The sequence below is a fragment of the Streptomyces sp. NBC_00873 genome (assembly GCF_045207415.1).
Taxonomy (GTDB): domain Bacteria; phylum Actinomycetota; class Actinomycetes; order Streptomycetales; family Streptomycetaceae; genus Streptomyces.
Genome location: NZ_CP108803.1, coordinates 3,738,462 through 3,762,539, shown reverse-complemented (window position 1 = coordinate 3,762,539; position 24,078 = coordinate 3,738,462). Strand labels below are relative to the sequence as shown.

At 69.8% G+C, this 24,078-nt stretch carries 20 protein-coding genes and 1 pseudogene; 14 read left to right on the top strand and 7 right to left on the bottom strand.

Going from position 1 to position 24,078, the window contains the following annotated elements; translation table 11 throughout:
• Nucleotides 1–237: 237 nt before the first annotated feature.
• Together OH809_RS16955 and OH809_RS16950 are read left to right on the top strand one after the other, a co-directional pair.
• Nucleotides 238–960, top strand: coding sequence for an RNA polymerase sigma factor (locus OH809_RS16955; RefSeq protein ID WP_406421591.1), 723 nt, complete (start codon nt 238–240; stop codon nt 958–960).
• Nucleotides 939–2,069 carry a hypothetical protein gene (locus OH809_RS16950; protein ID WP_406421592.1) on the top strand — a complete coding sequence of 377 codons (1,131 nt, stop codon included), beginning with the start codon at nt 939–941 and terminating at the stop codon, nt 2,067–2,069. The genes OH809_RS16955 and OH809_RS16950 overlap by 22 nt, the downstream gene beginning before the upstream one ends.
• 188 nt (nt 2,070–2,257) lie before the next feature.
• On the opposite strand, the gene OH809_RS16945 is transcribed toward OH809_RS16950, so the two are convergent.
• Nucleotides 2,258–3,157 carry a L,D-transpeptidase family protein gene (locus OH809_RS16945; protein WP_406421593.1) on the bottom strand — a complete coding sequence of 300 codons (900 nt, stop codon included), beginning with the start codon at nt 3,155–3,157 and terminating at the stop codon, nt 2,258–2,260.
• Between the two features lie 221 nt (nt 3,158–3,378).
• Between OH809_RS16945 and OH809_RS16940 the strand changes: the two genes are divergently transcribed.
• On the top strand, nt 3,379–4,959 hold the full coding sequence (locus OH809_RS16940; RefSeq protein ID WP_406421594.1) for a methylmalonyl-CoA mutase: 1,581 nt from the start codon (nt 3,379–3,381) through the stop codon (nt 4,957–4,959).
• Nucleotides 4,960–5,135: 176 nt separating this feature from the next.
• Nucleotides 5,136–5,813 (top strand): leucine efflux protein LeuE, encoded by a 678-nt coding sequence (gene leuE / locus OH809_RS16935; protein WP_406421595.1) that lies wholly within the window; start codon nt 5,136–5,138, stop codon nt 5,811–5,813.
• 43 nt (nt 5,814–5,856) lie between these two features.
• Here the strand turns inward: leuE and OH809_RS16930 are convergent, their stop codons facing one another.
• A complete protein-coding gene (locus OH809_RS16930; RefSeq protein WP_406425146.1) occupies nt 5,857–6,996 on the bottom strand; it encodes an acyltransferase family protein in 1,140 nt (379 codons plus the stop codon).
• A gap of 230 nt (nt 6,997–7,226) precedes the next feature.
• Between OH809_RS16930 and OH809_RS16925 the strand changes: the two genes are divergently transcribed.
• Together OH809_RS16925 and OH809_RS16920 are read left to right on the top strand one after the other, a co-directional pair.
• Nucleotides 7,227–8,774 carry a hypothetical protein gene (locus OH809_RS16925; protein WP_406421596.1) on the top strand — a complete coding sequence of 516 codons (1,548 nt, stop codon included), beginning with the start codon at nt 7,227–7,229 and terminating at the stop codon, nt 8,772–8,774.
• Complete coding sequence (locus OH809_RS16920) at nt 8,771–11,128, top strand: glycosyltransferase (protein ID WP_406421597.1); 2,358 nt, start codon at nt 8,771–8,773, stop codon at nt 11,126–11,128. Before OH809_RS16925 ends, OH809_RS16920 begins: the two co-directional genes overlap by 4 nt.
• A 155-nt stretch (nt 11,129–11,283) precedes the next feature.
• Here OH809_RS16920 and OH809_RS16915 read toward each other — a convergent pair whose 3' ends face one another.
• Both OH809_RS16915 and OH809_RS16910 read right to left on the bottom strand, forming a co-directional pair.
• A complete protein-coding gene (locus OH809_RS16915) occupies nt 11,284–12,657 on the bottom strand; it encodes a polysialyltransferase family glycosyltransferase (RefSeq protein WP_406421598.1) in 1,374 nt (457 codons plus the stop codon).
• Nucleotides 12,654–13,637 (bottom strand): glycosyltransferase family 2 protein, encoded by a 984-nt coding sequence (locus OH809_RS16910; protein WP_406421599.1) that lies wholly within the window; start codon nt 13,635–13,637, stop codon nt 12,654–12,656. The genes OH809_RS16915 and OH809_RS16910 overlap by 4 nt, the downstream gene beginning before the upstream one ends.
• Nucleotides 13,638–13,846: 209 nt before the next feature.
• Here OH809_RS16910 and OH809_RS16905 point away from each other — a divergent pair, with 209 nt between their 5' ends.
• Genes OH809_RS16905 through OH809_RS16890 form a run of 4 tightly spaced genes read left to right on the top strand, consistent with a single transcriptional unit; the run spans nt 13,847 to nt 18,503 of the window.
• Nucleotides 13,847–15,205, top strand: a complete 1,359-nt coding sequence (locus OH809_RS16905; protein WP_406421600.1) for a DUF6716 putative glycosyltransferase — start codon at nt 13,847–13,849, stop codon at nt 15,203–15,205.
• 20 nt (nt 15,206–15,225) lie between these two features.
• Complete coding sequence (locus OH809_RS16900; RefSeq protein WP_406421601.1) at nt 15,226–16,488, top strand: cytidylyltransferase domain-containing protein; 1,263 nt, start codon at nt 15,226–15,228, stop codon at nt 16,486–16,488.
• 12 nt (nt 16,489–16,500) lie between these two features.
• A complete protein-coding gene (locus tag OH809_RS16895; RefSeq protein WP_406421602.1) occupies nt 16,501–17,436 on the top strand; it encodes an N-acetylneuraminate synthase family protein in 936 nt (311 codons plus the stop codon).
• A gap of 11 nt (nt 17,437–17,447) precedes the next feature.
• Complete coding sequence (locus tag OH809_RS16890; RefSeq protein ID WP_406421603.1) at nt 17,448–18,503, top strand: hypothetical protein; 1,056 nt, start codon at nt 17,448–17,450, stop codon at nt 18,501–18,503.
• A gap of 207 nt (nt 18,504–18,710) precedes the next feature.
• Here the strand turns inward: OH809_RS16890 and OH809_RS16885 are convergent, their stop codons facing one another.
• Complete coding sequence (locus OH809_RS16885; RefSeq protein WP_406421604.1) at nt 18,711–20,339, bottom strand: right-handed parallel beta-helix repeat-containing protein; 1,629 nt, start codon at nt 20,337–20,339, stop codon at nt 18,711–18,713.
• Nucleotides 20,340–20,473: 134 nt separating this feature from the next.
• Complete coding sequence (locus OH809_RS16880; RefSeq protein ID WP_406421605.1) at nt 20,474–20,659, bottom strand: DUF397 domain-containing protein; 186 nt, start codon at nt 20,657–20,659, stop codon at nt 20,474–20,476.
• A gap of 78 nt (nt 20,660–20,737) precedes the next feature.
• Here OH809_RS16880 and OH809_RS16875 point away from each other — a divergent pair.
• Nucleotides 20,738–20,851: pseudogene (locus OH809_RS16875) on the top strand (transposase); the annotation flags it as partial.
• Between the two features lie 309 nt (nt 20,852–21,160).
• Entirely contained in the window at nt 21,161–21,934 is a 774-nt protein-coding gene (locus OH809_RS16870) for a hypothetical protein (protein WP_406421606.1), read from the top strand.
• Nucleotides 21,935–22,004: 70 nt separating this feature from the next.
• Here the strand turns inward: OH809_RS16870 and OH809_RS16865 are convergent, their stop codons facing one another.
• Nucleotides 22,005–22,286 (bottom strand): hypothetical protein, encoded by a 282-nt coding sequence (locus OH809_RS16865; protein ID WP_406515292.1) that lies wholly within the window; start codon nt 22,284–22,286, stop codon nt 22,005–22,007.
• A 125-nt stretch (nt 22,287–22,411) separates the two neighbouring features.
• Here OH809_RS16865 and OH809_RS16860 point away from each other — a divergent pair, with 125 nt between their 5' ends.
• On the top strand, nt 22,412–22,540 hold the full coding sequence (locus OH809_RS16860; RefSeq protein ID WP_406421608.1) for a hypothetical protein: 129 nt from the start codon (nt 22,412–22,414) through the stop codon (nt 22,538–22,540).
• Nucleotides 22,541–22,783: 243 nt separating this feature from the next.
• Nucleotides 22,784–23,995 (top strand): helix-turn-helix domain-containing protein, encoded by a 1,212-nt coding sequence (locus OH809_RS16855; RefSeq protein WP_406425148.1) that lies wholly within the window; start codon nt 22,784–22,786, stop codon nt 23,993–23,995.
• Nucleotides 23,996–24,078: the final 83 nt, after the last annotated feature.

Sequence of the window (24,078 nt, the reverse complement as noted above, 5' to 3'; positions counted from 1 at the left end):
GCCGCCACCCCCCACAGGAGAGGCCCCGGTCGTCTTCCGCGGGGCCGCAGGACGACCCCGTACTCTTCTCAGCGTCGTGAGTGCGTTTTCTGTCACACCTCACTGTGTCCGAGGACGTTGCGGGTTGTGCAATTCATGGACGCGGCCCCTGCGAAGGACGTAGCGTGCTGAGTCGCGCAGGGTGGCGCGGGTAGTGGTGACCAGCTGCGATTCAGGACAGCAGGGCGGGTTGAGGGAGTGCTGGGGGACGACGCGGAGCTGACTGCCGCGGTGCTCGCGGCACAGGACGGGGACGAGGACGCCTTCCGTTCTGTGTATCGCGCTGTGCAGCCGCGGCTGCTGGGCTACATACGAACGCTGGTGGGGGAGCCGGACGCCGAGGACGTGGCGTCCGAGTCCTGGCTGCAGATAGCGCGCGACCTCGACCGGTTCAGCGGAGACGCCGACCGGTTCCGCGGCTGGGCGGCGCGGATTGCCCGTAACCGGGCTCTCGACCATCTGCGAATGCGCGGCAGGCGCCCCACGATCGGCGGCGACGAGACCGAACTGTCGGAGAAACCGGCCGAGTCCGACACCGCCGACGAGGCGATCGAGGCCCTGGCCACCGGTCGTACCATGTCCCTCATCGCCCAACTGCCGCAGGATCAGGCCGAGGCCGTCGTGCTGCGCGTGGTGGTCGGCCTGGATGCGAAGAGCGCGGCGCAGACGCTGGGCAAGCGGCCGGGAGCGGTACGCACCGCCGCACACCGCGGACTGAAACGGCTGACGGAGCTGCTTCGCGCGGACAGCGACGACGACGGTGGCGAGGAGGACGCGTCGCGGGGATTTCTGCCGCACGGGAGCGCGGCAGGTCATGCGGCGGAACTCGGCGCCGTACCCGCGCAGCGCCTTTCCCGGACCGGTCCGGCGGCGTCTGCCGGTGTGACGGATTCGCGTCCGTGGACGCAGAGGGACATGTGATGGCCGACGAGCAGGACGCATGGCTTGACAGGGACGCGGCGGAGCGACTGCTCCGCGGCGAACCGGTCGATCCCGGCGAGGGCCATGCGCGCGCCGACGCCGAACGGCTCGCGGCCGCGCTGGGCGCGGCTGCCCGCAGCGCCCGCCCGGCCGCCGGTGAACTGCCGGGAGAGGCCGCCGCGCTGGCCGCGTTCCGGACGGTCCGGCGCGCAGGGACGCGGGCGACGGCATCGGCGGACGTCTGGTCGGCGGGACCCGCCGCGAAGGACAGCGGGCCAAAGACGCTGGGACCGGTACACATCGGTCCTTCGGCCTCCCGGGGCGGCCGTACGCGTGCACCGCGCTGGAGCCGTCCCGTCCGTTTCGGTCTTGCCGCCTCCCTCGCCGGCTGCGCGCTCGGTGGGGTGGCGGTCGCGGCAGGTGCGGGCGTGCTTCCCGGGCCGTTCGGCAAACACGCCAACCCGCTGCCGGCCTCCTCGGTATCGGCGTCCGCGTTTCCGGAGGAACTGGGCTCCGGGGACGCGTCCGGCAGGACGACCGCCCCGCCGTCGGGATCGCCGGACGTGAACCCGTCTCCGGATTCTTCCCGTGGAACCCACCAGGGCGAGGACGAACGGGAGGGCACGTCCGGCCCGGTCGGAAAGCCGGACGGGAGCGACGCCCGCAACGGCGGGAGCGCCGCACCCCGTTCCCCGGACGAGACCGACAGCAAGGGCACGCCCGGCGGCGGCCAGGACGACACGTCGGGTGTCTCGTTCGCCCAGACCCTCAAGGCGTGCCGCGACTACCGCGACGACAAGCTCGACGACGCCCGCAGGCGCCGCCTCGAAAAGCTGGCCGACGGCGCCGCCAACCTGGACCGGTTCTGTCAGCGGATGTTCGACAAGGCCGGTGACGAGGGCGATCAGGAGCAGGGTAAGAGCGGCGCCGACGAGCGGAACGGTGCCGACGCAGACGCGGCGGACCGGGCCGACGGCAGTGCGAAGGCGCTCCAGTCGCTCTGGTTCGCGCCCGGTACCCCGACACCGCCGACACCGCCGACCCCGGCGTCCCCGACCGCTGTCACCTCCCCGGCGGCCACGGCTCCGGCCGTCTCGGTCGACGGCTGAGCCGTTCCGGCTGCTCCGCCGGCACCGGGTGTGACACTTTTCGGCTCGTCGACGCAGTACAGAGTGAGCCGACTGGTCATCGGCAGCGCACAGAGCCGGGGTTCCCCCCGTACCTTCGGCTCAGCGCACCTGGCGCGGGCGGGACACGTTCCCCCGGTCCCGCCCGCGCCCCCTTTCCTCGCCTCCGCTCACCAGTAGATGACGACCTTGTCGCCGTTGCGCACCTGGTCGAAGAGGGCGGCGATCTTTCCCTCGCCCCGGACGTTCACGCAGCCGTGCGACGCGCCGGTGTAGCCGCGGGCCGCGAAGTCCGCCGAGTAGTGCACCGCCTGACCGCCGCTGAAGAACATCGCGTACGGCATGGCCGTGTGGTAGATCGTCGACACGTGGTGCCGGGACTTCCAGTAGATGGAGAAGGTGCCTTCGCGGGTCGGCGTGTACTGCGAGCCGAACCGCACATCCATCGAGGAGACGACCCGGCCGTCGATCATCCACGACAGGGTCCGGCTGTTCTTGCTGATGCAGAGCACCCGCCCGGTCATGCAGCGCTTATCCAGCCTGGCGGCGGGCCGGGAGGCCGGCGGGTTCAGCTCGGCGGCCGTCGGCTTCCGCGTCATGGCGACCAGCTTCTGCCAGGTGACGGTGTCCGTTCGGCCGGTACGGGACAGACTGCGTTTGCCCTGGAAGGACTGCACGGCGGCGACGGTGAGCGTCCCGTAGTAGCCCGTCGGGCTGCGGTCGAAGTGGCCGATCTGACGGAGCCGGGCCTGCAGCTCCCGTACCTGCTTGCCCGCGGAGCCGGTCGCCATCAGCGTCCTGCCCTGCGGAGCCGGCTTCGGTGCGGCGGGCGCCGACGGCGAGGGCGCGGCGGTCGACGGCGAGGGGGTCGCGGGGGGCTTGGCGTCGTCGGTCGCCGGGGCGGAGGTCTTCGGCGGGGAGGAGGGCTTCGCCGCGGAACCGCCGGAGGCATGCGCCTGGCAGCCCGCGGTCGTGGCGGCCAGCGTCAGGACGGTGACGGCGGTCACCGCCGTAGCGCCTGCCCGGTGTGCCGTTCCTCCGCCGTGCCGGGTTCTGTGTATCCGCATCATCCTCGGCCCCCTGATTCCTTCGTTGTCTCTCGGGACGGATTCCCGCTCTGCCCGGTTGCCAAAGCCCGCGCATGATGGTGAGTGCGGTGGCGAAGGCCGTAGGACGCACCCTGTGAGCAAGGTCCCAGCCGGTGCCCCTCCACCGGTCGCGCGGCCGCCGCTACAGTCCGTCGCGAGGATCGTTGGTTACCAGTTAGTAGCTTCAGTGGGAGGCACAGCAGATGACGCGCGAGTCCGAGTCGGGACTGCCCATCGAGCCGGTGTACGGGCCGGACGCACTCGACGGGTGGGACGCCGACGACAAACTGGGAGAGCCCGGTGCCTACCCCTTCACGCGCGGCGTGTACCCCACGATGTACACCGGCCGGCCGTGGACGATGCGGCAGTACGCCGGCTTCGGCACGGCCTCCGAGTCCAACGCCCGCTACAAGCAGCTGATCGCCAACGGCACGATGGGTCTCTCCGTCGCCTTCGACCTGCCCACCCAGATGGGTCACGACTCCGATGCGCCGATCGCGTCCGGCGAGGTCGGCAAGGTCGGAGTGGCGATCGACTCGATCGACGACATGCGGGTGCTGTTCGGCGGGATCCCGCTGGACAAGGTCTCCACGTCCATGACGATCAACGCCCCCGCAGCCCTGCTGCTCCTTCTCTACCAGCTGGTCGGCGAGGAGCAGGGCGTCCCGGCGGACAAGCTGACCGGCACCATCCAGAACGACGTCCTCAAGGAGTACATCGCCCGCGGCACGTACATCTTCCCGCCCAAACCCTCGCTGCGGCTGATCGCCGACATCTTCAAGTACTGCAGGGCCGAGATCCCGAAGTGGAACACCATCTCGATCTCCGGCTACCACATGGCGGAGGCCGGAGCCTCGCCCGCGCAGGAGATCGCGTTCACCCTCGCGGACGGCATCGAGTACGTCCGTACCGCCGTCGCGGCCGGCATGGACGTCGACGACTTCGCCCCGCGTCTCTCCTTCTTCTTCGTCGCCCGTACGACCATTCTCGAAGAGGTCGCCAAGTTCCGGGCCGCCCGCCGGATCTGGGCCCGGGTGATGAAGGAGGAGTTCGGCGCATCGAGCCCCAAGTCGATGATGCTCCGCTTCCACACCCAGACCGCGGGCGTCCAGCTCACCGCGCAGCAGCCCGAGGTCAACCTGGTGCGCGTCGCGGTCCAGGGGCTCGGCGCGGTCCTCGGCGGCACGCAGTCGCTGCACACCAACGCGTTCGACGAGGCGATCGCCCTGCCGACCGACAGGTCCGCCCGGCTCGCGCTCCGTACCCAGCAGGTCCTGGCGTACGAAACGGACGTCACCGCCACGGTCGACCCGTTCGCGGGTTCGTACGTTGTCGAGAAGATGACGGATGCCGTCGAAACTGCGGCCGCTGACCTCATGGGCAAGGTCGAGGACATGGGCGGCGCGGTCGACGCCATCGAGCGGGGCTTCCAGAAGAACGAGATCGAACGCAGCGCCTACCGCATCGCCCTGGAGACGGACAGCGGGGAGCGCGTCGTCGTCGGCGTCAACCGCTTCCAGCTCGAGGAGGAGGAGCCGTACGAGCCGCTCCGCGTCGACCCGGCGATCGAGGCCCAGCAGGCGGCCCGGCTGACGAAGCTCCGCGCCGAACGGGACCAGGACGCCGTGGACGAGGCGCTGGGACGGCTGAAGAAGGCGGCCGAGGGGACGGACAACGTCCTCTACCCGATGAAGGACGCGCTGGCGGCGCGGGCGACGGTCGGCGAAGTCTGCAACGCACTGCGGGAGGTGTGGGGGACGTACGTGCCGACGGACGCGTTCTGAGCGGGGGTCCGGCTGCACGGATGACTCCCGCCTGCTCAACGACGAAGGCTGAGACCGAGAGGCTGCCGGGCTACCTTCGACCGCCCGATCAGAGGCAGCCCGACAGCCTCTGAGCCCCGTACCGTCTGCCGAGACACCTGAACGGAGTGTCGTACCCCCGTGCGACACTCCTGTTCATGCTGGGTGTCACCGATCTTCCGACCTATCTCGCCGGCCTGGTGCTGATCGTTCTTCTGCCGGGGCCGAATTCGCTGTACGTGCTGTCCGTCGCCGCCCGGCGCGGTGTGCGGACCGGGTATGTGGCGGCTGCCGGTGTGTGGACCGGTGACACCGTGCTGATGACGCTGTCCGCGCTCGGCGCCGCCTCCCTGCTGCAGACGACGCCGGTGCTCTTCGCCGTCGTCAAGTACGCGGGCGCGGGCTATCTGACCTGGCTGGCGATCGGCATGCTGCGGGCCGCGGCGTCCATGTGGCGCGAGCGGCACCGGCAGATCGCCGAGCTGACGGACGAGGCCGCCGGACCGGGCGGGACGGAGGCGGTGGCCGGGGCGGTGGAGCGGCCGTACCGGCGGGCGCTGGTGGTGAGCCTCTTCAACCCGAAGGCGATCCTGTTCCTGATCTCCTTCTTCGTGCAGTTCGTCGACCCCGGGTACGCCTATCCCGCACTGTCCTTCCTGCTGCTGGGGACGCTGCTGCAGATCGCGAGCTTCCTCTACCTGTCGGCGCTGATATTCGGCGGCACCCGGCTGTCCGCCGTGTTCCGCCGCCGCAAGCGGCTGTCGGCCGGGGCCACTTCGGCGGCGGGTGTGCTGTTCCTCGGGTTCGCGGCGAAGCTCTCGCTCAGCAGCGTGTGAGGCGGACGGGCGGCCGCCGGTTCACCGGTGCGCTGAGTGGTGGTCAGGCGGGGCGGTCCGCACCGCTCGTCAGTGATCTGCGCAGTCGCGGTGTGAGCCACCGCTCCACGTACCGGTGCAGCAGCCAGGCCAGCGCCAGCATCAGCACCACCGTGAGAACCGCCGTCGCCCACGCGGGGACACCGAGGCGCTGATGGAGCGTGTTCACCGCCACCCAGCCCAGATGCTCATGGACCAGGTAGAAGGGGTACGTCAGAGCTCCCGCGACGGTCAGCCACCGGTGGTCGAAGCGGGCCAGGGCGCCCAGCGCGATGGCGGCGACCGCGGCGAAACCGGCGGTCACGATCGCGATGATGACCAGTGACGACCGGTACGAGAAGGCGTGCGTGCCCGCCGGGTGCCACAGATCGGCCACCGCGGAGTGCTGGCCGAGCAGCCAGCTGACGCCGACGATGCCCCAGGCCGTGGCGTCCCGCCGGTTGCGGTGGACCAGGTAGAGCCCGATGCCGCCTATGAAGAACGGGGCGTACGCCGGCATCAGGACCACGTCGAGCAGCGGCTCGCCGGATGCCTTGCCGAGCGCCGCTGCCAGCGTCCACGCGGCGCAGAACAGGACGATTCGTCGCCGGTTGGCCCCCGGCAGGACGACGCACACGGCGAACAGGGCGTAGAACCGGATCTCCGCCCACAGCGTCCAGCACACGCCCAGCACCCGGTCCACGCCCAGCGGCTGCTGCAGCAGCGTCAGGTTGACCAGCGCGTCGCTGGGCGAGACCGCCTTGTACGCCACCGTCGGCAGCGCGAAGACCAGGGTCACGAGGACGACCGACGCCCAGTACGCGGGCAGCAGCCTGGCCGCCCTCGAAGCGAAGAACGACGCGAGCGAACGGCCCCAGCCGCTCATGCAGATCACGAAACCGCTGATGACGAAGAAGATCTGGACACCGAGACAGCCGTAGGCGAACCACGTGTGGGCGGACGGGAACAGGGAGGCGGCGGAGACTCCCCACGCCGTGGTGATCTCACCGCCCCGGCCCCCGTAGTGGTACGCCGCGACCATCAGCGCGGCGACCAGCCGCAGTCCGTCGAGGGCCCGCAGCCGGGGTGCGGGGCGCGCCTGTGGTGACCGTGGCCCCACCTGCGCGCGGGCCGTGGAAGCCCGCTCGATCGTCCTGCCCGGCATCTTCGGAGTGATGGTCACTGACGTCCCTTCCAACAGCGGCGCAGAGTCAGGCTAGGGCGCCGATGGCTCCGGAACGGGCGGGAAGGGAGCAGTTTCCCGTGCTGACAGGGCGAGTTCATCTCATGGCCGTTCAGGTTTCTTAGCGTGCTACGGAACCTCACACGGCTGCCGAACATCCGACCCCTTCTCACGCCCCCTTCCCCCCACGGGCACCAGACGCTTGGAGCGCCATGACGAAAGCCCGCACCCGCTGGCCACGGCAACGTGACGCGGAGGACTCGGCCCCGCCCGAAGGCGGGACGTCCCACCTCGCCACCGTCCTCCCGACGGAACTGGAGACCTGCCTGCGCGCCTGTGCCGCGCACAGCGGGAAGCTGGTCGCCGGGCTCGACCGGCGGCGTACGGCGCTTGCGGAGGCGCTGCGGAACCTGCTGGCCACCCACGCCACCATGGAGCAGACGACCGCCGCCGCCTCCCCGCTCCCGCTGCTGCGGCGCCCGGGCAAGGGTGGGACAGGATCCTCGCTCGTGCTCGGCGACGCACTGCTCGACCCGCTGCTCGCGGTCGGCAACAAGGCGCTGGACTGCGGTTACGAGGACGAGCTGAGGCTCGCGATCCTCATCACGGACACCGTGCTCACCCAGCGCAGGCGCTCCCGCGCCGGCTGGCGGCTGCGGGCCCGGACGCTGGAGGCGATGGGTGCGGAGAACGCCGCGGTCGAGGCGTACGAGCGCTACCTCGGGCTCACCGACGAGGACGGCTTCGGTGTGGCGGCGAAGATCGCCGGCCTGCGGGCCGGCGCCGAGCGCCAGGACGAGCTCCTGCGGAAGCTGGAGCGCGACTGCCCGGAAGCCGGCGAGTTCACCGGCCGGTCCGTCACCGAGTCCTGGGCCGAAGGCCTGGAGCTGCAGGCGCGCGGCGACTGGCGCGCGGCCCGGCCCCGGCTGATCGGCGCGCTGCTCACCCAGGACCGGGCCGGAGCCCCGGTGCCGGAGATCCAGGAGGCCGCGTCCCAGTACCTGGGCCTCGCGAGGGAAGCCGGCGGGCTGGCGGGCAGCGGCGCCGGCAGTCCCACCAGCCCCACCGACCTCGCCCTTCTCACCGACCTGATCGCGCTCTACGCCGAGCAGCGCCGGACCCGGATGCGCGGCCCGATCGGTGACCCCACCTTCGGCGACGTCGAATGGACCACGCTCGGCGAGTTCCGTAACCGGATAGCGGGCAAGTCGATCTGTCTGATCGCCAACTCGCAGCGCGTCGGCAGCAGTTCGATGGGCGCAGAGATCGACGCGTACGACCTGGTCGTCCGCTTCAACTCGTACCGGATCGACCCGTCGGCGACCGGCAAGCGCACCGACATCCACGCCACCATCCACAAGCACGGCTTCAACTGGGACCGGAAGGTCCACACCCGGCTGGTCTTCGGGGGGCTCTCCGGCGACTGGAAGTACTCGCTGCGCAACCGGCTCGTACCCGGCGCCCAGAAGTACCTCGGCGACGAATCGCTGCGCTGGCCGCTGCGCGACATCGGCAAGGTCGGCACCGACGTCTGGCCGGCGATCCCCACCAGTGGCTTCAACATGCTGTGGCTGCTGGACTACCTGGACGTCAGCTCGCAGCTCGACCTGATCGGCTTCGACTTCTACGAGAGCGGCGCCTACCGCCTGCCCGCCGCGATGAAGATGCCCATCACCTCCGTGCACGAGTACACCAGCGAAAAGGCGTGGGTCATGGAACGCGCCCAGAGCGTCACCGATATGAGGATCAGCCTGCGATGACGACGCCCACCGCGACCACCGCGCACGCACCCGTGCCCGCGCCCCGGACACCCGCCCCCGCGAACGCGCTCACCGGCAAGCGCCGCGTCGCCTTCGCGAGCTTCGTGGACGAGAACTACCTGCCCGGCTTCCTGGCCCTGCTGCGCAGCCTCGCCCTGTCCAACCCCGGCGTCTGTGAGGACTTCCTCGTCCTGCACGACGGACTGCGCCCCGCCTCCGTCGCCCAGATCCGGGCGCTGCACCCGCGCATCGATTTCCGCCGGGTGGACGCCGAGCACTACGACTCGTACGCCAAGGGCGACCAGGACAACTACCTGGTCCGCAAGGCGTACTTCATCCTCGACGTGTTCCGCGTGCGCGACTACGACACCGTGATCACCCTGGACACCGACATGGTGGTCCTCGGCGATCTCGGCGAACTGCTCAAGCTGCGCGACGGCCTGGCCGCCGTGCCGCAGTTCTTCTACGGGCAGCACAAGCTCAACAGCGGGCTGCTGGTCATCCAGCGCGAGTACCTGAGCGACGAGTTCTGCGCGAAGATCGACGAGGTCGGCCGCGCGGGCACGTACGAGCTCGACAAGCACGACCAGGGCATCCTGAACGCTGTCCTCGACGGCGACTTCGTGCAGCTCGACGCCCGCTACAACTTCGTCAAGCGGCGGCTCTCCGGCGACCTGCCGTTGCCCGACACCACCGCGATCCTGCACTTCACCGGGCGGCACAAGCCCTGGCAGGGCGGCGAGGCCGGCTACGGCCTGGCCGAGGACCGCTGGCGCGATTTCGAGCTGCCCGACGCCGAGTTCCACGCCGCTTACCTCGCGCTGCCCGGCACCAAGCACCACGACCTGCTGGTGCACTACGGGACCCCGCACGTCCGCCGCACCGGCGACCCGGAGAGCGCCCGCCGGGTTGCCGCCGCGCGCATCGCCGCCGGTGAGTACCAGGAGGCGGCCGACCTGCTCGGCGGTGTCCGGATACCCGTCGACAACGCCTGGCCGCACGAGGTGCTCGGCCACGCGCTGATGAGCGTCTCCCGTTACGAGGAGGCCCGCGCCCAGCTCCTCCTCGCCACCGCCGCCCCGAACCGGGCCGCGACCTCCTTCGCACGGCTCGCCCAGATCGCCTGGATCCACGGCGACGACGCCACGGCGGCGGCGTACGCACTCGAAGGGCTCGGCGTCGACCCGACCCACCGGGCGAACCGGCTGATGTACAAGCGCACCAAGGACCTGCCCACCCCCGCGGAGGGACCGGCCGCCGAACAGCTCGCGCATGTCGCCTTCTACATGGAGCGGCAGGGCAACGCCGGGGACAAGCTGCTCCCGGAGAGCGTCCGGCTGGCGTTCGGCCAGGACACCGGCCCGGCCCGCTGGCACTCGGTCCACGCCCACCGCCTCTTCGACGAGGCCGCGCTGGAACGGGTCAACGCCCGGCGCGGACTGGTCATCGGCGGCGGCGGCCTCTTCATCCCGGACACCGCGCCGAACGGCAACAGCGGCTGGCAGTGGAACGTCCCCGACGAGCTGCTGGAGCGGATCGACGTACCCGTCATGGTGTACGCCGTCGGGTTCAACGCCTTCGACGGCCAGACGTACGGCCATGGCCGGGACCGGTTCCTCTCCTCCCTGCGGAAGCTGGTGGAACGCGCCTCGTTCTTCGGGCTGCGCAACCACGGCTCCATCGAGAAGGTCCGTGAGCTCCTGCCGTCGTCGCTGCACGACAAGGTCCGCTTTCAGCCCTGCCCGACCACGGTCACCCGGCAGCTGGTCAGCGGCTGGACCGACCCCGTACAGCGCGAGAACACCGTGCTGATCAACGCCGCGTACGACCGGTCCGGGCTCCGCTTCGGCCACGACTACGCGCACTTCCTCGCCGAGATGGCCACCGCGGTGAAGGAACTCGGCAAGCGCGCCGAGGTGAAGTGTGTGGCGCACTCGCTGGACGACGAGCGGATCGCGTTCGACCTGCGGCGCGAGCACGGCGTCTCACTGCCGGTGATCCCGATGTACGACTTCGAGAACCATGAGATCCGGTCCACGTACGCCCGGACCAAGCTGGTCATCGGGATGCGCGGGCACGCCGGCATGATCCCGTTCGGCTGCGGTACGCCGATCATCAGCCTCATTTCGCACCCGAAGATGGCGTACTTCCTGTCCGACATCGACCGGCCGGAGTGGGGCATCTCCGTCCACGACCGGCACCTCGGGGCGCGGCTCGTGGAGCGGGCGGCCGGCCTGCTGGACGACCACGCGGCGACGGTCGCCGATGTGCACGGCAGACAGCAGGAACTCTGGAAGGTCACCGAGGCGAACGCCGCGGACCTCCGGGTGATCCAGGGCGGCGTGCGTATCTGACGGCACGACGAAGGGGGGCGGGGCGCCGATCAGGCACCCCGCCCCCTCCTCTGCCCTCCGTCGCCGGGCAGGCTCGAAGCGCGCGGGACCGGCACGCGGATCACGCCCGTCCGGCGACGGAGGACGGAACCGCTACCGGATCGCCCGGCCCCGGTCTACCGGAGCACAACCCGCCGCAGCGACTTCGCCCGCCGCGCAACCCTGCGCACCGCGGCGTTCTTCGGCAGGAACGCGAACTGCGCGGGCACTCCACCCGGCAGCCCCAGCGAGGTGAGCCGCTTGCGCTTGAAGTAGCGCCAGGTCGTCGCCGTGAGACGGGTGGAGAGATACCGCTCCGCGGCCGGCCGCAGCTCCGGATAGATCTTCGGCTGCATCGTGAAGCCGACCGCGGTGACCAGCTCGTTCAGCTCGACCGGTGCCACCGCCTCCGCCGCTGTGACCGCCTGCCGGTCGCCGAGGTCCGGAACCAGGGCGTCCACCAGCGTCACCGGAACCCGGTTGCTGTTCTCGAATGGTGTCAGCCGGTCCAGCAGCATCTCCGTACCGACCCGGGCGACCGGCAGACCGTAGAACGCGGACGCCGTGAGCAGCGCGGTCGAGAAGCAGCCGACGACCAGCGCCGGCCGCATCCGCTGGTACAGCACCTCGGCCAGCACCGGCGCGGTCAGCACCCCCGAGTCCAGCACGGTCAGCTCCGCGCCGAGCTTCTCCGCTTCCGCCTCCATTGCCCGCGACCACTGCGCCGGCGCCGTCGGGTGTGGCTTGAACACCAGCCGCGTGTGGCCGAGTTCGACCGCCCCGCGCATCATGCGCAGATGCAGCTTCTCCTCCTCCGCCGCGCTGATCAGCCCCAGCGCGGAAAGGTACTGGCCGAGCAGCAGCGCGGGCGCCTGGACGGACGGCGCGCTCCCCACCACATCGCGGGCGTCGGCCAGTTCACCGAGCACCGTGAGGAACGCCTCGGTCGGCACGACCTCGGGCGCGACCCCGAACTCCGTGAGCAGCAGCGGCTTCAGTCCCGGCACGAGGTCGAGGTGGAGCAGCCGCCGCACCCGGGTGCCGGTCAGCGGGTCGATCTTGTTCCTGGTCGGGCCGTAGCTCATCAGCCCGTCCGCGTACACATCGATCGGTGCGCCGGTGAACATCTGGGCGACCGCCATCGCCGGGTTGACCTGGATCGACTCGATCGCGAGCTCGACGGTGTCGTCCCCGAGTCCCCACGCGAGGCGCAGATGACGTTCCCACAGCGGTACGTCGTCCGGGCGCGGGGCCCAGCCGCTCGGGTGGAACGGGGCGATGGTCTCGTTCCACGACACCACGTCGTCGAACCGGCCGCGCAGCGCGTCGAACCCGGGCATGGCGTCGACGGCGGGTGTCGTCTCCGGAATCGCCGCATTGTTCGAGACGAGCAGGATGCGGCGGTCGGCGTCCGCGAAGACGCCCGCGTCCAGCGCGGCCGCGAGAGTGGCGGCGCCGTAGAGGGTGGAGGCGAGGAAGATCTGCGTCGTACGGGTCCGGCTGCTGCTCATGCGGCCGCCACCTCCTTCGCGGCGACCGGGCGGCGACGCAGCCGGCGCAGCAGGGTCGCGCGCTGTACGTCCATCGCGTCCAGGGCGTCGTCCAGCACGTCCTGCGGCATCCGCTTGAGTGCGGCCGCACTCATCGACTTCAGGGCCCGGGCCACGGCGGGTTCGAATCTCTCCATCGAGCTCATGTGATGAAAAATGATTGCGCAATAGGTGCGCACCGCTTTCTGCAGAAGGGCCTGCGCATCGCGGTCCTCCGCCGTTTCTCGTATCACTTGATCGAATGAGCGAATGAAGTCGAGCTGACGTACGTCACCGATCTGGGTCAGTGACGAGGCGACGCCGCGCCGGTAGAAAATGCCGAGAAATCCGAGTACCGCGAAGGAGTCCGCCTCGCGGTGCAGCCGCCAGATCCACGGCCGGTCCTCGGCGGTGCGCAGACCGTCCGTGAAATGCAGCAGTCCGCGGTCCAGGAGCCGACGGTGGTAGAGGCCCGCCCAGGCGTACGGGTAGTCGACCGAGGTGGTGCGCGCGGCGGGCAGGATCGCGTCCCGCGGGTCCATGACCTCATCGCGCCGGCCGTGCGGCACGCGGTGCACCGTGCGGGTCCTGCCGTCGACCTGCACATGGTCGGTACGGACGAAGTCGCAGCCCAGCGCCTCGGTCCGGGCCAGCAGCTCGGAGAGGTACCCAGGGGCCAGCCAGTCGTCGCCGTCCAGGAAGGCGAGGTACTCGCCGCGGGCCGCGTCCAGACCGGTGTTCCGGGCGGTGGCCAGCCCGCCGTTCTGCTTGTGTCTGCTGACGACCACCCCCGGAATCTCGTCCTCCGCGCGGCGCAGTATGTCCGCGGTCCCGTCGGTCGAACAGTCGTCGACGAGGATGAATTCGAAGTCCTCGCGGGCGTTGGACCGCAGGCTTCTCAGAGTGTCGGGGGCGTATGTCTGCACGTTGTAGAACGGCACGATGACGGAGAGCTTAACCACCCGTCTCACGCTAGGCGGGCGCTCGTCATTTGCCCTGGCCCCAGGAGGGACGGCAGGTGAACGGCGAATGTCGGAACGATGAACCGGGCTGAATCCACCGTGATAAAGGACCTTTTGTGAAGCTGATTCGCCAAGCGTCGGCGGGCTGTTAACCATCTGTTGCCGTCACGTTGGGCCACGAATCGAAATGCCTTCCTAGCTTCTAGGACGTGCCCCCACGTACCAGCAGGACCACGGCGCTCCGGGTAGCCGTACTCGCCGACTCGGACACCCGGTGGAAATGGGGCGCGCTCACCGCGCGCCGCCTGACCACCGGGTCCCCGGACGCGCCCCACGCGGCGGAACGGCCGGTCGAAATCAGCGGACTGCTCCTGCGCGGCCGGGCCACCCCGACCGCCCGCCAGCTCGCCGAAGTCGGTGACGTAGGGGTCGAGACCGGCCGGGTGCGTGAAGTGACGGCCGTCGAGTTCCTCCACACCGTGCGGGACGAGGGGTACGACGTCGTGGTCCTCGCCCTCGTCGGCGGCGCGGTCCAGGCCATGCTGCACGGCCTCGCCGCCCTGCGGCTGCCCGCCAGGCCCGTCGTCGTCACCGGCTATGTCGGTGTCGTCTACGAGAAGCTCGCCGACGGTCTGCTGCTGCGCCACGGCGCCGACGTCGTCCTCGCCAACTCCCGCCACGACGCGGAGCGTTTCCGCACCGTGTACGAGGGAGTGGGCGCCGATGCCTCGGCCGTCACGGAGGCCGCACTGCCGTTCCTCGGCGGCGCCCCGCACCGCCCGCAGGAGGGCCGCGACACCGTGGTGTTCGCCGCCCAGCCCTCCGTACCGGCGTCCCGCGCCGACCGCACGTACTTGCTGCGCAGGCTCGTCGAGCACGCCAGGCTGCACCCGGAGCGCGAGGTGCTGCTGAAGCTGCGCTCCAAGCCCGGCGAGCACACCACACACATCGAAGAACTCCCGTACCAGCGGCTCGCGGAGAAGCTGCCCGGCGGACTGCCGCCCAACTTCCGCCTCGTGTACGGGCACATGGGCGAGGTCCTCGACCGCACCGACCTGCTGGTCACGGTCTCCTCGACCGCCGCGCTGGAGTCCCTGCACCGGCGCATCCCCACCGCGATCCTCAGCGACCTCGGCGTCCGCGAGGCCCTCGGCAACCACCACTTCATCGGCTCGGGCCTGCTCACCTCGTGGGACCGGCTCGACGGCGGCTCCCACCCGGAGCCCGACGAGAAGTGGCTGGCCGGCCAGGGCGTCGCCGCCGACGGCACCTACGACACGGCGTACGAAACCGCACGGGCCCGCGTCGACGCGCTGCTGGCCACGCCCCGCCTGCCCGACCTCGCCCCGTACTACACACCCGCCACCGCCTCCGGCTACCTGCCCGGCATCCTCGCCCGCCACCACCTGGCCCCCGACGGCCACCCGCTGCCCGCTGCCGCTGCGCCGCGCGAGACCGGCGGGGTGCGGGGTGCGGTCCGCGACGCGGTACGGGAAGCGGCGCGCGGCGCGTACCGACAGGGCGTCCAGCGGGTCGCCCCCGTGATCCGCCGGATGGGCGAGCTGTGACAACGAATCCAGGAGCAGAGATGACGCCGACCTCGGCACCCAAGCCGGACCCGACCGTGCTCGCTGTGATCCCCGCCCGCGGCGGATCCAAGGGCGTGCCGGCCAAGAACCTCGCCCAGGTCGGCGGCATACCGCTGGTCGCCCGTGCGGTCCGCGCCTGTCTGACCGCCCGCGAGGTCACGGACGTCGTCGTCACCACGGACGACGCGGCGATCGCGGACGCGGCCCGGGCGGCGGGCGAGGCGCTCGGCGCCGCCGGGCGCGTGCACTGCGTCCAGCGCCCGCCGGCCATCGCGGGCGACACCGCGACCAGCGAGGCGGCGGTCCTGCACGCACTCGACGCGTACGAGGCGATGCACGAGCGCACCGCCGACGTGGTGCTGCTCGTCCAGTGCACCAGCCCGTTCGTCACCCGCGAGGACATCGACGGCGTGGCCGCGGCTGTCGCCCGCGACGGCGCCGACACGGCCGTCACCGTCGCCCCGTTCCACGGCTTCATCTGGCGCGACGGCGGCGCGGTCGAGGACGACACCTACGGCGTCAACCACGACAAGGCCGTCCGCCCGCGCCGCCAGGACCGGCCGCAGGACCTGCTGGAGACCGGCGCGGCCTACGCGATGGACGTCGAGGGCTTCCGTGCCCACCGGCACCGCTTCTTCGGCCACACCGCGCTGGTCACCACCGACCCCGCCCGGGTCCTGGAGATCGACGACCCGCACGACCTGGCCCGCGCCCGCGCCCTCGCACCGCTCCTGGACCCGTCACCGCTGCCGACCCGCGAGGACATCGACGCGGTCGTCCTCGACTTCGACGGCACGCAGACCGACGACCGGGTGCTGATCGACTCCGACGGACGCGAGATCGTCGCCGTCCACCGCGGAGACGGACTGGGCATCGCCGCCCTGCGCAGGGCGGGCCTCGACCTCCTGATCCTCTCCACCGAGCAGAACCCGGTCGTCGCCGCCCGCGCCAACAAGCTCAAGGTCCCCGTCCTGCACGGCATCGACCGCAAGGACCTCGCCCTCAAGCAGTGGTGCGACGAGCACGGCATCGCCCCCGAGCGGGTGCTCTACGTCGGCAACGACGTCAACGACCTGCCCTGCTTCGCCCTCGCCGGCTGGCCCGTCGCCGTAGCGAGCGCCCATGACTCGGTACGCGCCGCGGCGCGCGCCGTCACGACCACCCCCGGCGGCTTCGGCGCCATCCGCGAAATCGCGGCGTGGCTGCTCGGGCCCACCCTCACCAGCCACCTTTCCACCCCCACCAACCCCACCACCAAGTAAGGGAACACCCCCATGAACACCTCCCGTCTGCGCACCCTCGGCACCCGCACCGCCGGCCCCGGCCGGCCCGTCTACATCACCGGCGAGATCGGCATCAACCACAACGGCGACCTCAACAACGCCCTCGCGCTGATCGACGTGGCCGCGGAAGCCGGCTGCGACGCCGTCAAGTTCCAGAAGCGCACCCCGGAGATCTGCACCCCGCGCGACCAGTGGGACATCGAGCGCGACACCCCCTGGGGCCGGATGACGTACATCGACTACCGCCACCGCGTCGAGTTCGGCGAGGCCGAGTACCGCGCCATCTCCGACCACTGCGCCGAGCGCGGCATCGACTGGTTCGCCTCCCCGTGGGACACCGAGGCCGTCGCCTTCCTGGAGAAGTTCGACGTTCCCGCCCACAAGGTCGCCTCCGCCTCCCTCACCGACGACGAGCTGCTCCGCTCGCTGCGCGCCACGGGCCGCACGATCATCCTCTCCACCGGCATGTCGACCCCGCGCCAGATCCGCCACGCGGTCGAGGTCCTCGGCTCGGACAACATCCTTCTCTGCCACGCCACGTCGACGTACCCCGCGAAGGCCGAGGAGCTGAACCTCCGCGTCATCAACACCCTCCAGCAGGAGTACCCGAACGTCCCGATCGGCTACAGCGGCCACGAGACCGGCCTGCAGACCACCCTCGCCGCCGTCGCCCTCGGCGCCGCGTTCGTCGAGCGCCACATCACCCTCGACCGCGCCATGTGGGGCTCCGACCAGGCCGCATCCGTCGAGCCGCAGGGCCTGACCCGCCTGGTCCGCGACATCCGCACCATCGAGGCCTCCCTCGGTGACGGCGTCAAGAAGGTGTACGAGTCCGAGCTCGGCCCGATGAAGAAGCTCCGCCGCGTCGCGGGCGTCGTCGCCGAGAACACCGAGGCGGCCCCGGCCGCCGAGCCGGTCGCGGTCTGACGGGCCGACCGGTGAACCTCGCCTTCGTCGAGAGCCCGGTCCAGCTCCTGAACGTCCTGGAGTGGGCCTACACAGAGGGAGGCGACGACCATGTCCTGGCGGACATAACGGTCGTCGTCCTCCCCCCGGTCGACCCGATGTCGCGCGGCCAGCTGCGCCGGATGGCGGAGCTGGCTCGCGACGAGGGCGTCAACGTCCGGTGGCAGGAGGCGCGCGGCGGGGCGGGCGCGCCACTGAAGACCCTCCGGGCCCTGACGGGACTGCTGCGCAGGGCGGACCGGATCGTGATCGGCGACCCGTTCTCCCGCTACGTGCAGCTCCTCCTGTCCATGGTCCGCACCCGCCGGCTCACGGTGGTCGACGACGGCACGGCCACGATGGAGTTCGTCGCCCAACTCGCCCGTGGTGAACGTCTGGTGCGCTGGCACCGGCGCGGCAGCTCGGGCCCGCGCGACCTGATCCTGGCCCCGGTCACGGCCACCGCCCGCCGCCGCTTCACCCCGTCCTCGACCCGCGAGGTCGAGGTGTTCACCGCCATGCCGGTCGAGGCTCCGGCCGGTGTCACGGTCACTCCCAACACCTTCGCCTGGACCCGCGCCCGCTTCGGCCCGCCGCTCCTGACCAAGGGCGCGGACCTGGTCGGCACGTCCCTGGCCGAGACGGGCGTGATCGACCAGGCCCAGTACCTGGAGGCGGTCGCCGCCCTGGCCCGCACCCACGGCGCGACCCGCTACTTCGCCCACCGCCGGGAGTCCGCCGACAAGCTCCACGCCCTGGAAGCCGCCACCGGCCTGGAGATCGTCCGCCCGGACCTCCCTCTGGAACTCATCGCCCGCCGCGGCCCGATCGGCCGCACGGTCCTCAGCTTCCCGTCCACGGTGGTCCACACACTGCCGCTGGCGCTGGCGGGCACGGAGGTCAAGGTCGCGGTCTGCGACATCGCCCCGGAGTGGCTGCGCGACACGGCGTCGCCACGCGCGCAGGGTTTCCTGAGCGGTGTCACGGAGACGGCCCGTGACGTCCAGCGCCTCGCCCCGTGGCGGGTCACCGCGGTGACGGAGGCCTGAGGCCCACCCCTGCGAACGGCTGAGGCCGCCCGGGCGTACTGCCTGAGCGGCCTCGATTCATACGCGAGCCCTGACCGCGTCATGAGTTGCACCGTTCGAAGAATTTCGCTCGGTCGAAGGTCCAATTGTCAGGTGTCCCTCCCCTCATAGCCGCGCGGCACGCAGGGGCGGGCCGCGCGGAGGGATTGCCGGGGGCGGCCCAGCGGTTCAGCTGAGGTTTCCGTTCGCCACCGTCGCCGTCCCGAGGTCGAGGACCGCATCGGCGCCCCAGCCGCGCAGGTCATTGCCGGTGATCCAGGCGCCCTGGCTGCCGGCCATCACGGCCACCCCGGCCCGGGCGGCCCCGCCCTCGCCGACGCGGGACACATTGCCCTGGCAGGACACGTTCGCCGCGTTGCCGCCGATACGGATCGCGTAGCTCCCGGCCTGCCCGGAGGCGCCCGCGCCGGTGATCCGGTTGTCGCGGACGGCGACGTCGGATGAGGCCACCGAGATCCCGTTGCGGGTCGCGTCCAGCACGGTGTTGTGGGCGACGAGGACCCCGGTCGAGCCGCTGTCGACGCCGATGCCGTCGCCGTCGACGTCCGACAGGCGGTTGCCGGTGACCACGGCGTCCGGGGACCCCTGCAACTGGATGCCCTGGCAGTTCCCACCGGACGGGTGGCGGGTCGTGGCGACGGTGTTGCCGGTGACCGAGGCCCCGTCGGTCTGCCCGACGTAGATCGCCGTCTCGCCGTTCGCCGAGCGGATGAGGTTGCCGCTGACAACCACCGAACTGTTGCGTCCGGTACCCGTGTTGGACACCACGATCGCGCCGCCGGAGCCCGTGCCGCAGATGGTGTTGCCGGTCACGGAGATGTCCTGGAGCGCGTTCCCGGAACCCGAGCTGACGTAGATGCCGGTGACCGCCGCCGAGTCGATCGTGTTGCCGGCGATCACCGACTGCTGCCAGTCGGTGGCGCGGACGCCGTAAGCGGAACTGCTCTCCACGCGGTTGCCCAGCACGCGGATGTTCCGGTGCAGCGGCCGGGGAGCGCCCGCGGGGGCGACATAGTGGTCTCCGCACAGCGCGTCGTACGGCGCGTTGGCGGACGAGGAGTTACGCATCGTGCACCCGGTGATCAGCACGTCCTCGCAGGGCGTGCCGTCGTAGTCGGGCGCGGGCAGGTTGGCGGAGTTGGTCGCGCCGGTGATCTGCACGGCCTCCCGCCGGTTCGGCACGATCGGCTCGCCGGGCGCGGCGTACACGCCGTCGAAGAGGCAGTCGACGATCCTGACCCGCCGCATCGCGTTGAGTTCGATCGCGTGCGCCTCGGGAACGTCGAGGACAGTGGCGTCCCGGAGGATGAAACCGTCGGCGTGCGTGAACACGAAGGCGGGACACGTCGAGGTGAACCGGCTGCCGCGCATGTCCCACGTGCCGCCGAACACGGATATGTTCCCGGCTCCGCCGTAGCCGGCGACTGCCGACATGCCGCTCGTGTAGTTCTTGATCAGGGCCGAAGTGTTGCCGGTCCGGAACAGCCGGGCCCCGTACGCCTGCACGGTCATGCCGGGGCCGAGCAGCAGGGACTCCCCGAGCGCGTACGTGCCGGGCGGCACCAGCAGCGTCGCCCCGCCGCCGGGCACGGCCCGCGCGTCGGTCAGCGCACCGTGGAACGCCGCGGTGTCGTCGGCGACCCCGTCCCCGACGGCGCCGTAGGCCCGCACGTCGAAGACGGGGCCGGCCGCGGCGTCCGCCTCAGCGGCGGCAGCCGGCAAACCCGCCAGCACCTGCGTGGCGCCGAGGCCGCCGAAGAGTCCGCCGGTCGCCAGCATCAGGGCGCGTCTGTCCATGGTTGGTTCGTCCTTCGGTGGGTGGTGTGATTGCAGGAGTGCATGGATACGAAGCGGCAGCCAAGGCGCGCCCGGCGGGCCGTTCCGTGCTGTCCTGGAAGACTTCGCGGGCAGCCTGGGCATGCCAGGGGCTGTCAGCCGGTCGAACGGACGAGGTCCGTGAACGCTGACCACGTCGCCGGTGTGGCCGTGAGCGGACGGTGGGTGACGTCCTTGGAGTCCCGGGCACGCACGGCGTGGGGGAGAGAGGTGTTCCCGGCACGGTTGTCGCCACCATTGCCGCTGAAGATGCTCCCGACCCAGGAGAGTTCGGTGCTCATGGGGCTCCTCGCATCTGCTGCAGGAGGCCTGCCGCGTCCGCGCGGCCCAGGACCTGCGAACGCATCCTGCCATAGCCGTTCGACACCGAGATCCGCCGCGCAGTCTGCACCACCAACGCGATCGAGTCGGCCAACGCTCGTATACGAAAAGCCGTCCGGGCCCGCGGGCACTTCCCGAACATGGCCGCAGCCCTCCAATGCGCCTAAATGGCCGTCATGAGCCTTGACCAGCCTCGACCCCACCGAGCAACGCAAACGCTGGACCATGCGTTGGAAGCCCGCCCTGCAGGCTTTCGATAGTGCCTTCGACGGCCGCCTCGTTGGTGACAACTACCTTGCCTCACGCAACCGGTGGACGGCCAGTTCACCCAACCCGGTTAGTGACAACTAACAAAGTTATGTGATCTATAGTCGATCTGACAGCCCCTTCGAGGCCGACTGGAGAGTGAGTGGCGGCGTTGGCGGAAAGTCTGAGTGCGCAAGTGAATGGGGGTGTGGCTGATGTCTGTCGATGCCAGCCTGCATGTTAGGTGGCGCTCAGGTGAAAGCCCATCAATGCGTTGTGTAGAGGAGGCTCTGTCGCTGAATCCTGATGCAGTGAATCCCGTTTGGCTTGAGGGGCGTGCCGCCGATCGTTCGAGGTACGGCATCAGGATCAGCGTTGACGCTGGCGATCTGATTGGCGCGACGGCCAATCCTTCGGGCTGTTTGGCAGAGGGAGGTGTTCGACGTTTTGACGTCATGTTTCACGTTTCCCCTACAGAGATGGGTGAAGGGGTGGAGGATGGCTTCAAATCTCTGCGCGCCTACTGTCGGGAGATAGTCTCTCGCCTTCGGGATCGCTGGGAAATTTCGGAGTATTCCTTCGGCCTAGATTTCGATGGACTCATAAGCTATAAGCTGTCAATTTTCGAGGATCCCCTCCCTGCTGAGCTCAGTTCATCTAGGATTGATCTGTGGATCGGTTCTCAGACGCCTCTCGATGCGGGCTCGTTGAGAGAGGGGTCGACTTTCTCTGAAATTCCAGTGGAGTCGATTCAGAAGAATCTTTCTACGGCTGAAGGGAATGAGGTTCTGGAGTCTCTGGAGAGGCGCATCGAGGATCTGAGTTTCCAAAGAGCATTCACTGTCCCTAATGGCCGCTCTGGTTATTCTGACAGAGGGATCGATGGAGTCTTGTCAAGTTTGGCATCTGTGTGCCCCGGGATTGACGTAGCAGTTTGGGTTGACGGGCTGCTGTGTAGATATGAAGTCGAGCTGGAGCCCATCCTGTAGCGGTGCCAGTAGCGACATTCATGGAATGAGAGACTAGGGGCTGTCTAAGTAGAATTCCTGACTCAGGAGGCTAGAGGGTGCTCTCCAGGAGTTCCAGCTCTTCGAGCGTGAATTGGTCGAAAAAGGCATCCTCGGTGGATTTAACTGTGGACATCTGGAAGGCGCCCAGGCTGTTGAACCGGGCGTGCAGGGTCCACCCCCGCTTCCTGTACACGGCCGTAACTGCCGAGCTGTCCTCGCCGATTGGTATCGGCGCAGCCGCCTGGACTTCCTTCCAGCCTCGGTCCGCCAACCCATCGAGGATGGTGTCGAACTGCCGTCGCCCCTCGGCCGGATCTCTACCGTCGAACAAGGAGCTGGTAGACGACCAGGAATTCCCGCAGGATGCCATCCGGGCTACGACAGCATCCCGCGCCTGCTCTTTCTCGGTCGTTGGCCGGTCGTCCAATCGGCTGGGCTTCGGCATTTTCAGTGAGCGTGGCACCCAGCACGGCGACGATCCGCCGGATCATCAACCGGGTCTGTCCCGGCGGTCTCGCCGACCTGCTTGGATATGACCCGGCCGGGACCGAGTCGATCGCGGCTTGGGTGGAGCCCGCTAGCTGATCGCCACGCTGGCCCGGCACCCTGGCTTGCGGGGTTCGTCTGTGGCAAGAGGTTGGGGAGCGACCTGTCGGGTGGGAGTAGCTGACCCTGCGGATGCACTCCCCGTAGCCCCACGCAGGGGCACGTGACGCTCTACCCTGGTTTCGATGTGCGTCAAGCGTGCAGAGAAGGGGCCCCATCGTGCCGTCCGAAGCCACTTCAGCTAAGTCCCCCGAAGCTGTCTACAGTCCCGCTCCAGAGCCCATCGCGTTCGGTCAACGCATGCAAGTACTTCGTACCCGGCGAGGCATGAGCCGTTCGGTCCTTGCGGGGCTGGTGGGCAAGTCGTCCAGTTGGGTCAAGCAGGTGGAGGGCGGGAAGCTGCAGATGCCCAAGCTGCCTATGGTGCTGCGGATCGCCGAAGCGCTGCGGGTGCATAACCTCGCAGAGTTGACCGGGGATCAATCCCGGGCGGTTGCGCTGTTCGCCGGTCCCGGCCACGCGCGGCTCGCGCGGGTACAGGCTGCGATCGATACGTATCCGTTCACCAGCACACAAGAGGCTCCTCCCGCCGCCCACTTGGAGGCACGCCTCGCGCATGCCTGGAGGGCGCGGCACGCTGCCGCGAATCATCGCGATGTCATCGGCGCACTCCTTCCTGAGCTGATCCGTGATGCACAGCTCGCCGTACGGCAGGCCGACAGTTCTGTCGAGCGACGTGCTGCACAGTCCCTGCTCTCGCAGGCGTACAGCCTCAGTCAGTTCTTCCTCGCCTACCAGCCTGACGCTTCGCTGCTCTGGCGGGTCGTCGAGCGGGGCATGGTGGCCGCCATGGAGTCGGAGGATCCACATACGGTGGGCGTGTCCGCCTGGCTTGCCGCGCAGGCCCATCGCGACTGTGGGCCCTCACACTTCGACGCGGCCGATGCAGTGACCATGCAGACCCTCGCCTACCTGGAACCGCTGCTGGCGAACTCGGGCGACAACATTCTCGCCATCGCAGGGGCTCTGCGTTTCGAAGCGGGTTACACCGCTGCTCGCAGAGGTGACGCCGGCAGCGCCTGGGGGCACTGGGACGTCGCTCGCGCCATGTCCGCTCGGCTCCCGGCCGACTACTACCACCCGGTCACCTCGTTCTCTCGCGCCGTTATGGGCGCCCATGCCGTGACCGTGGCCGTGGAGCTACACGCGGGCGGGGAAAGCGTGCGGCAGGCCACCGCAGCCGACTCGTCCACGATCCCATCCCGGCCCAGGCGGGCCCGGCACCGTATCGAAGAGGCGCGGGGCTACCAGCTCGACGGGCAGCCGGAAGCGGCACTGGCCGCGCTCGGGAAGGCGTACGAGTCGGCGCCGGAGACCATCCGCTACAACGGCTATGCACGCCGCATCGTGCTCGAAGAGGCAGAATCCAAAAGCCCGGCCCAGCGACGGCGGGCCGGGGAACTCGCTGTGAAACTCGGTGTTCTGGCGGCCTGACCGGAAGCGGAGGAATGGGCAGAAACTCTGTCCCTTCCCTGTGAAGAGTGCTTCTAGGGTCGTTGTCGTAAGCCCGTCGCAGG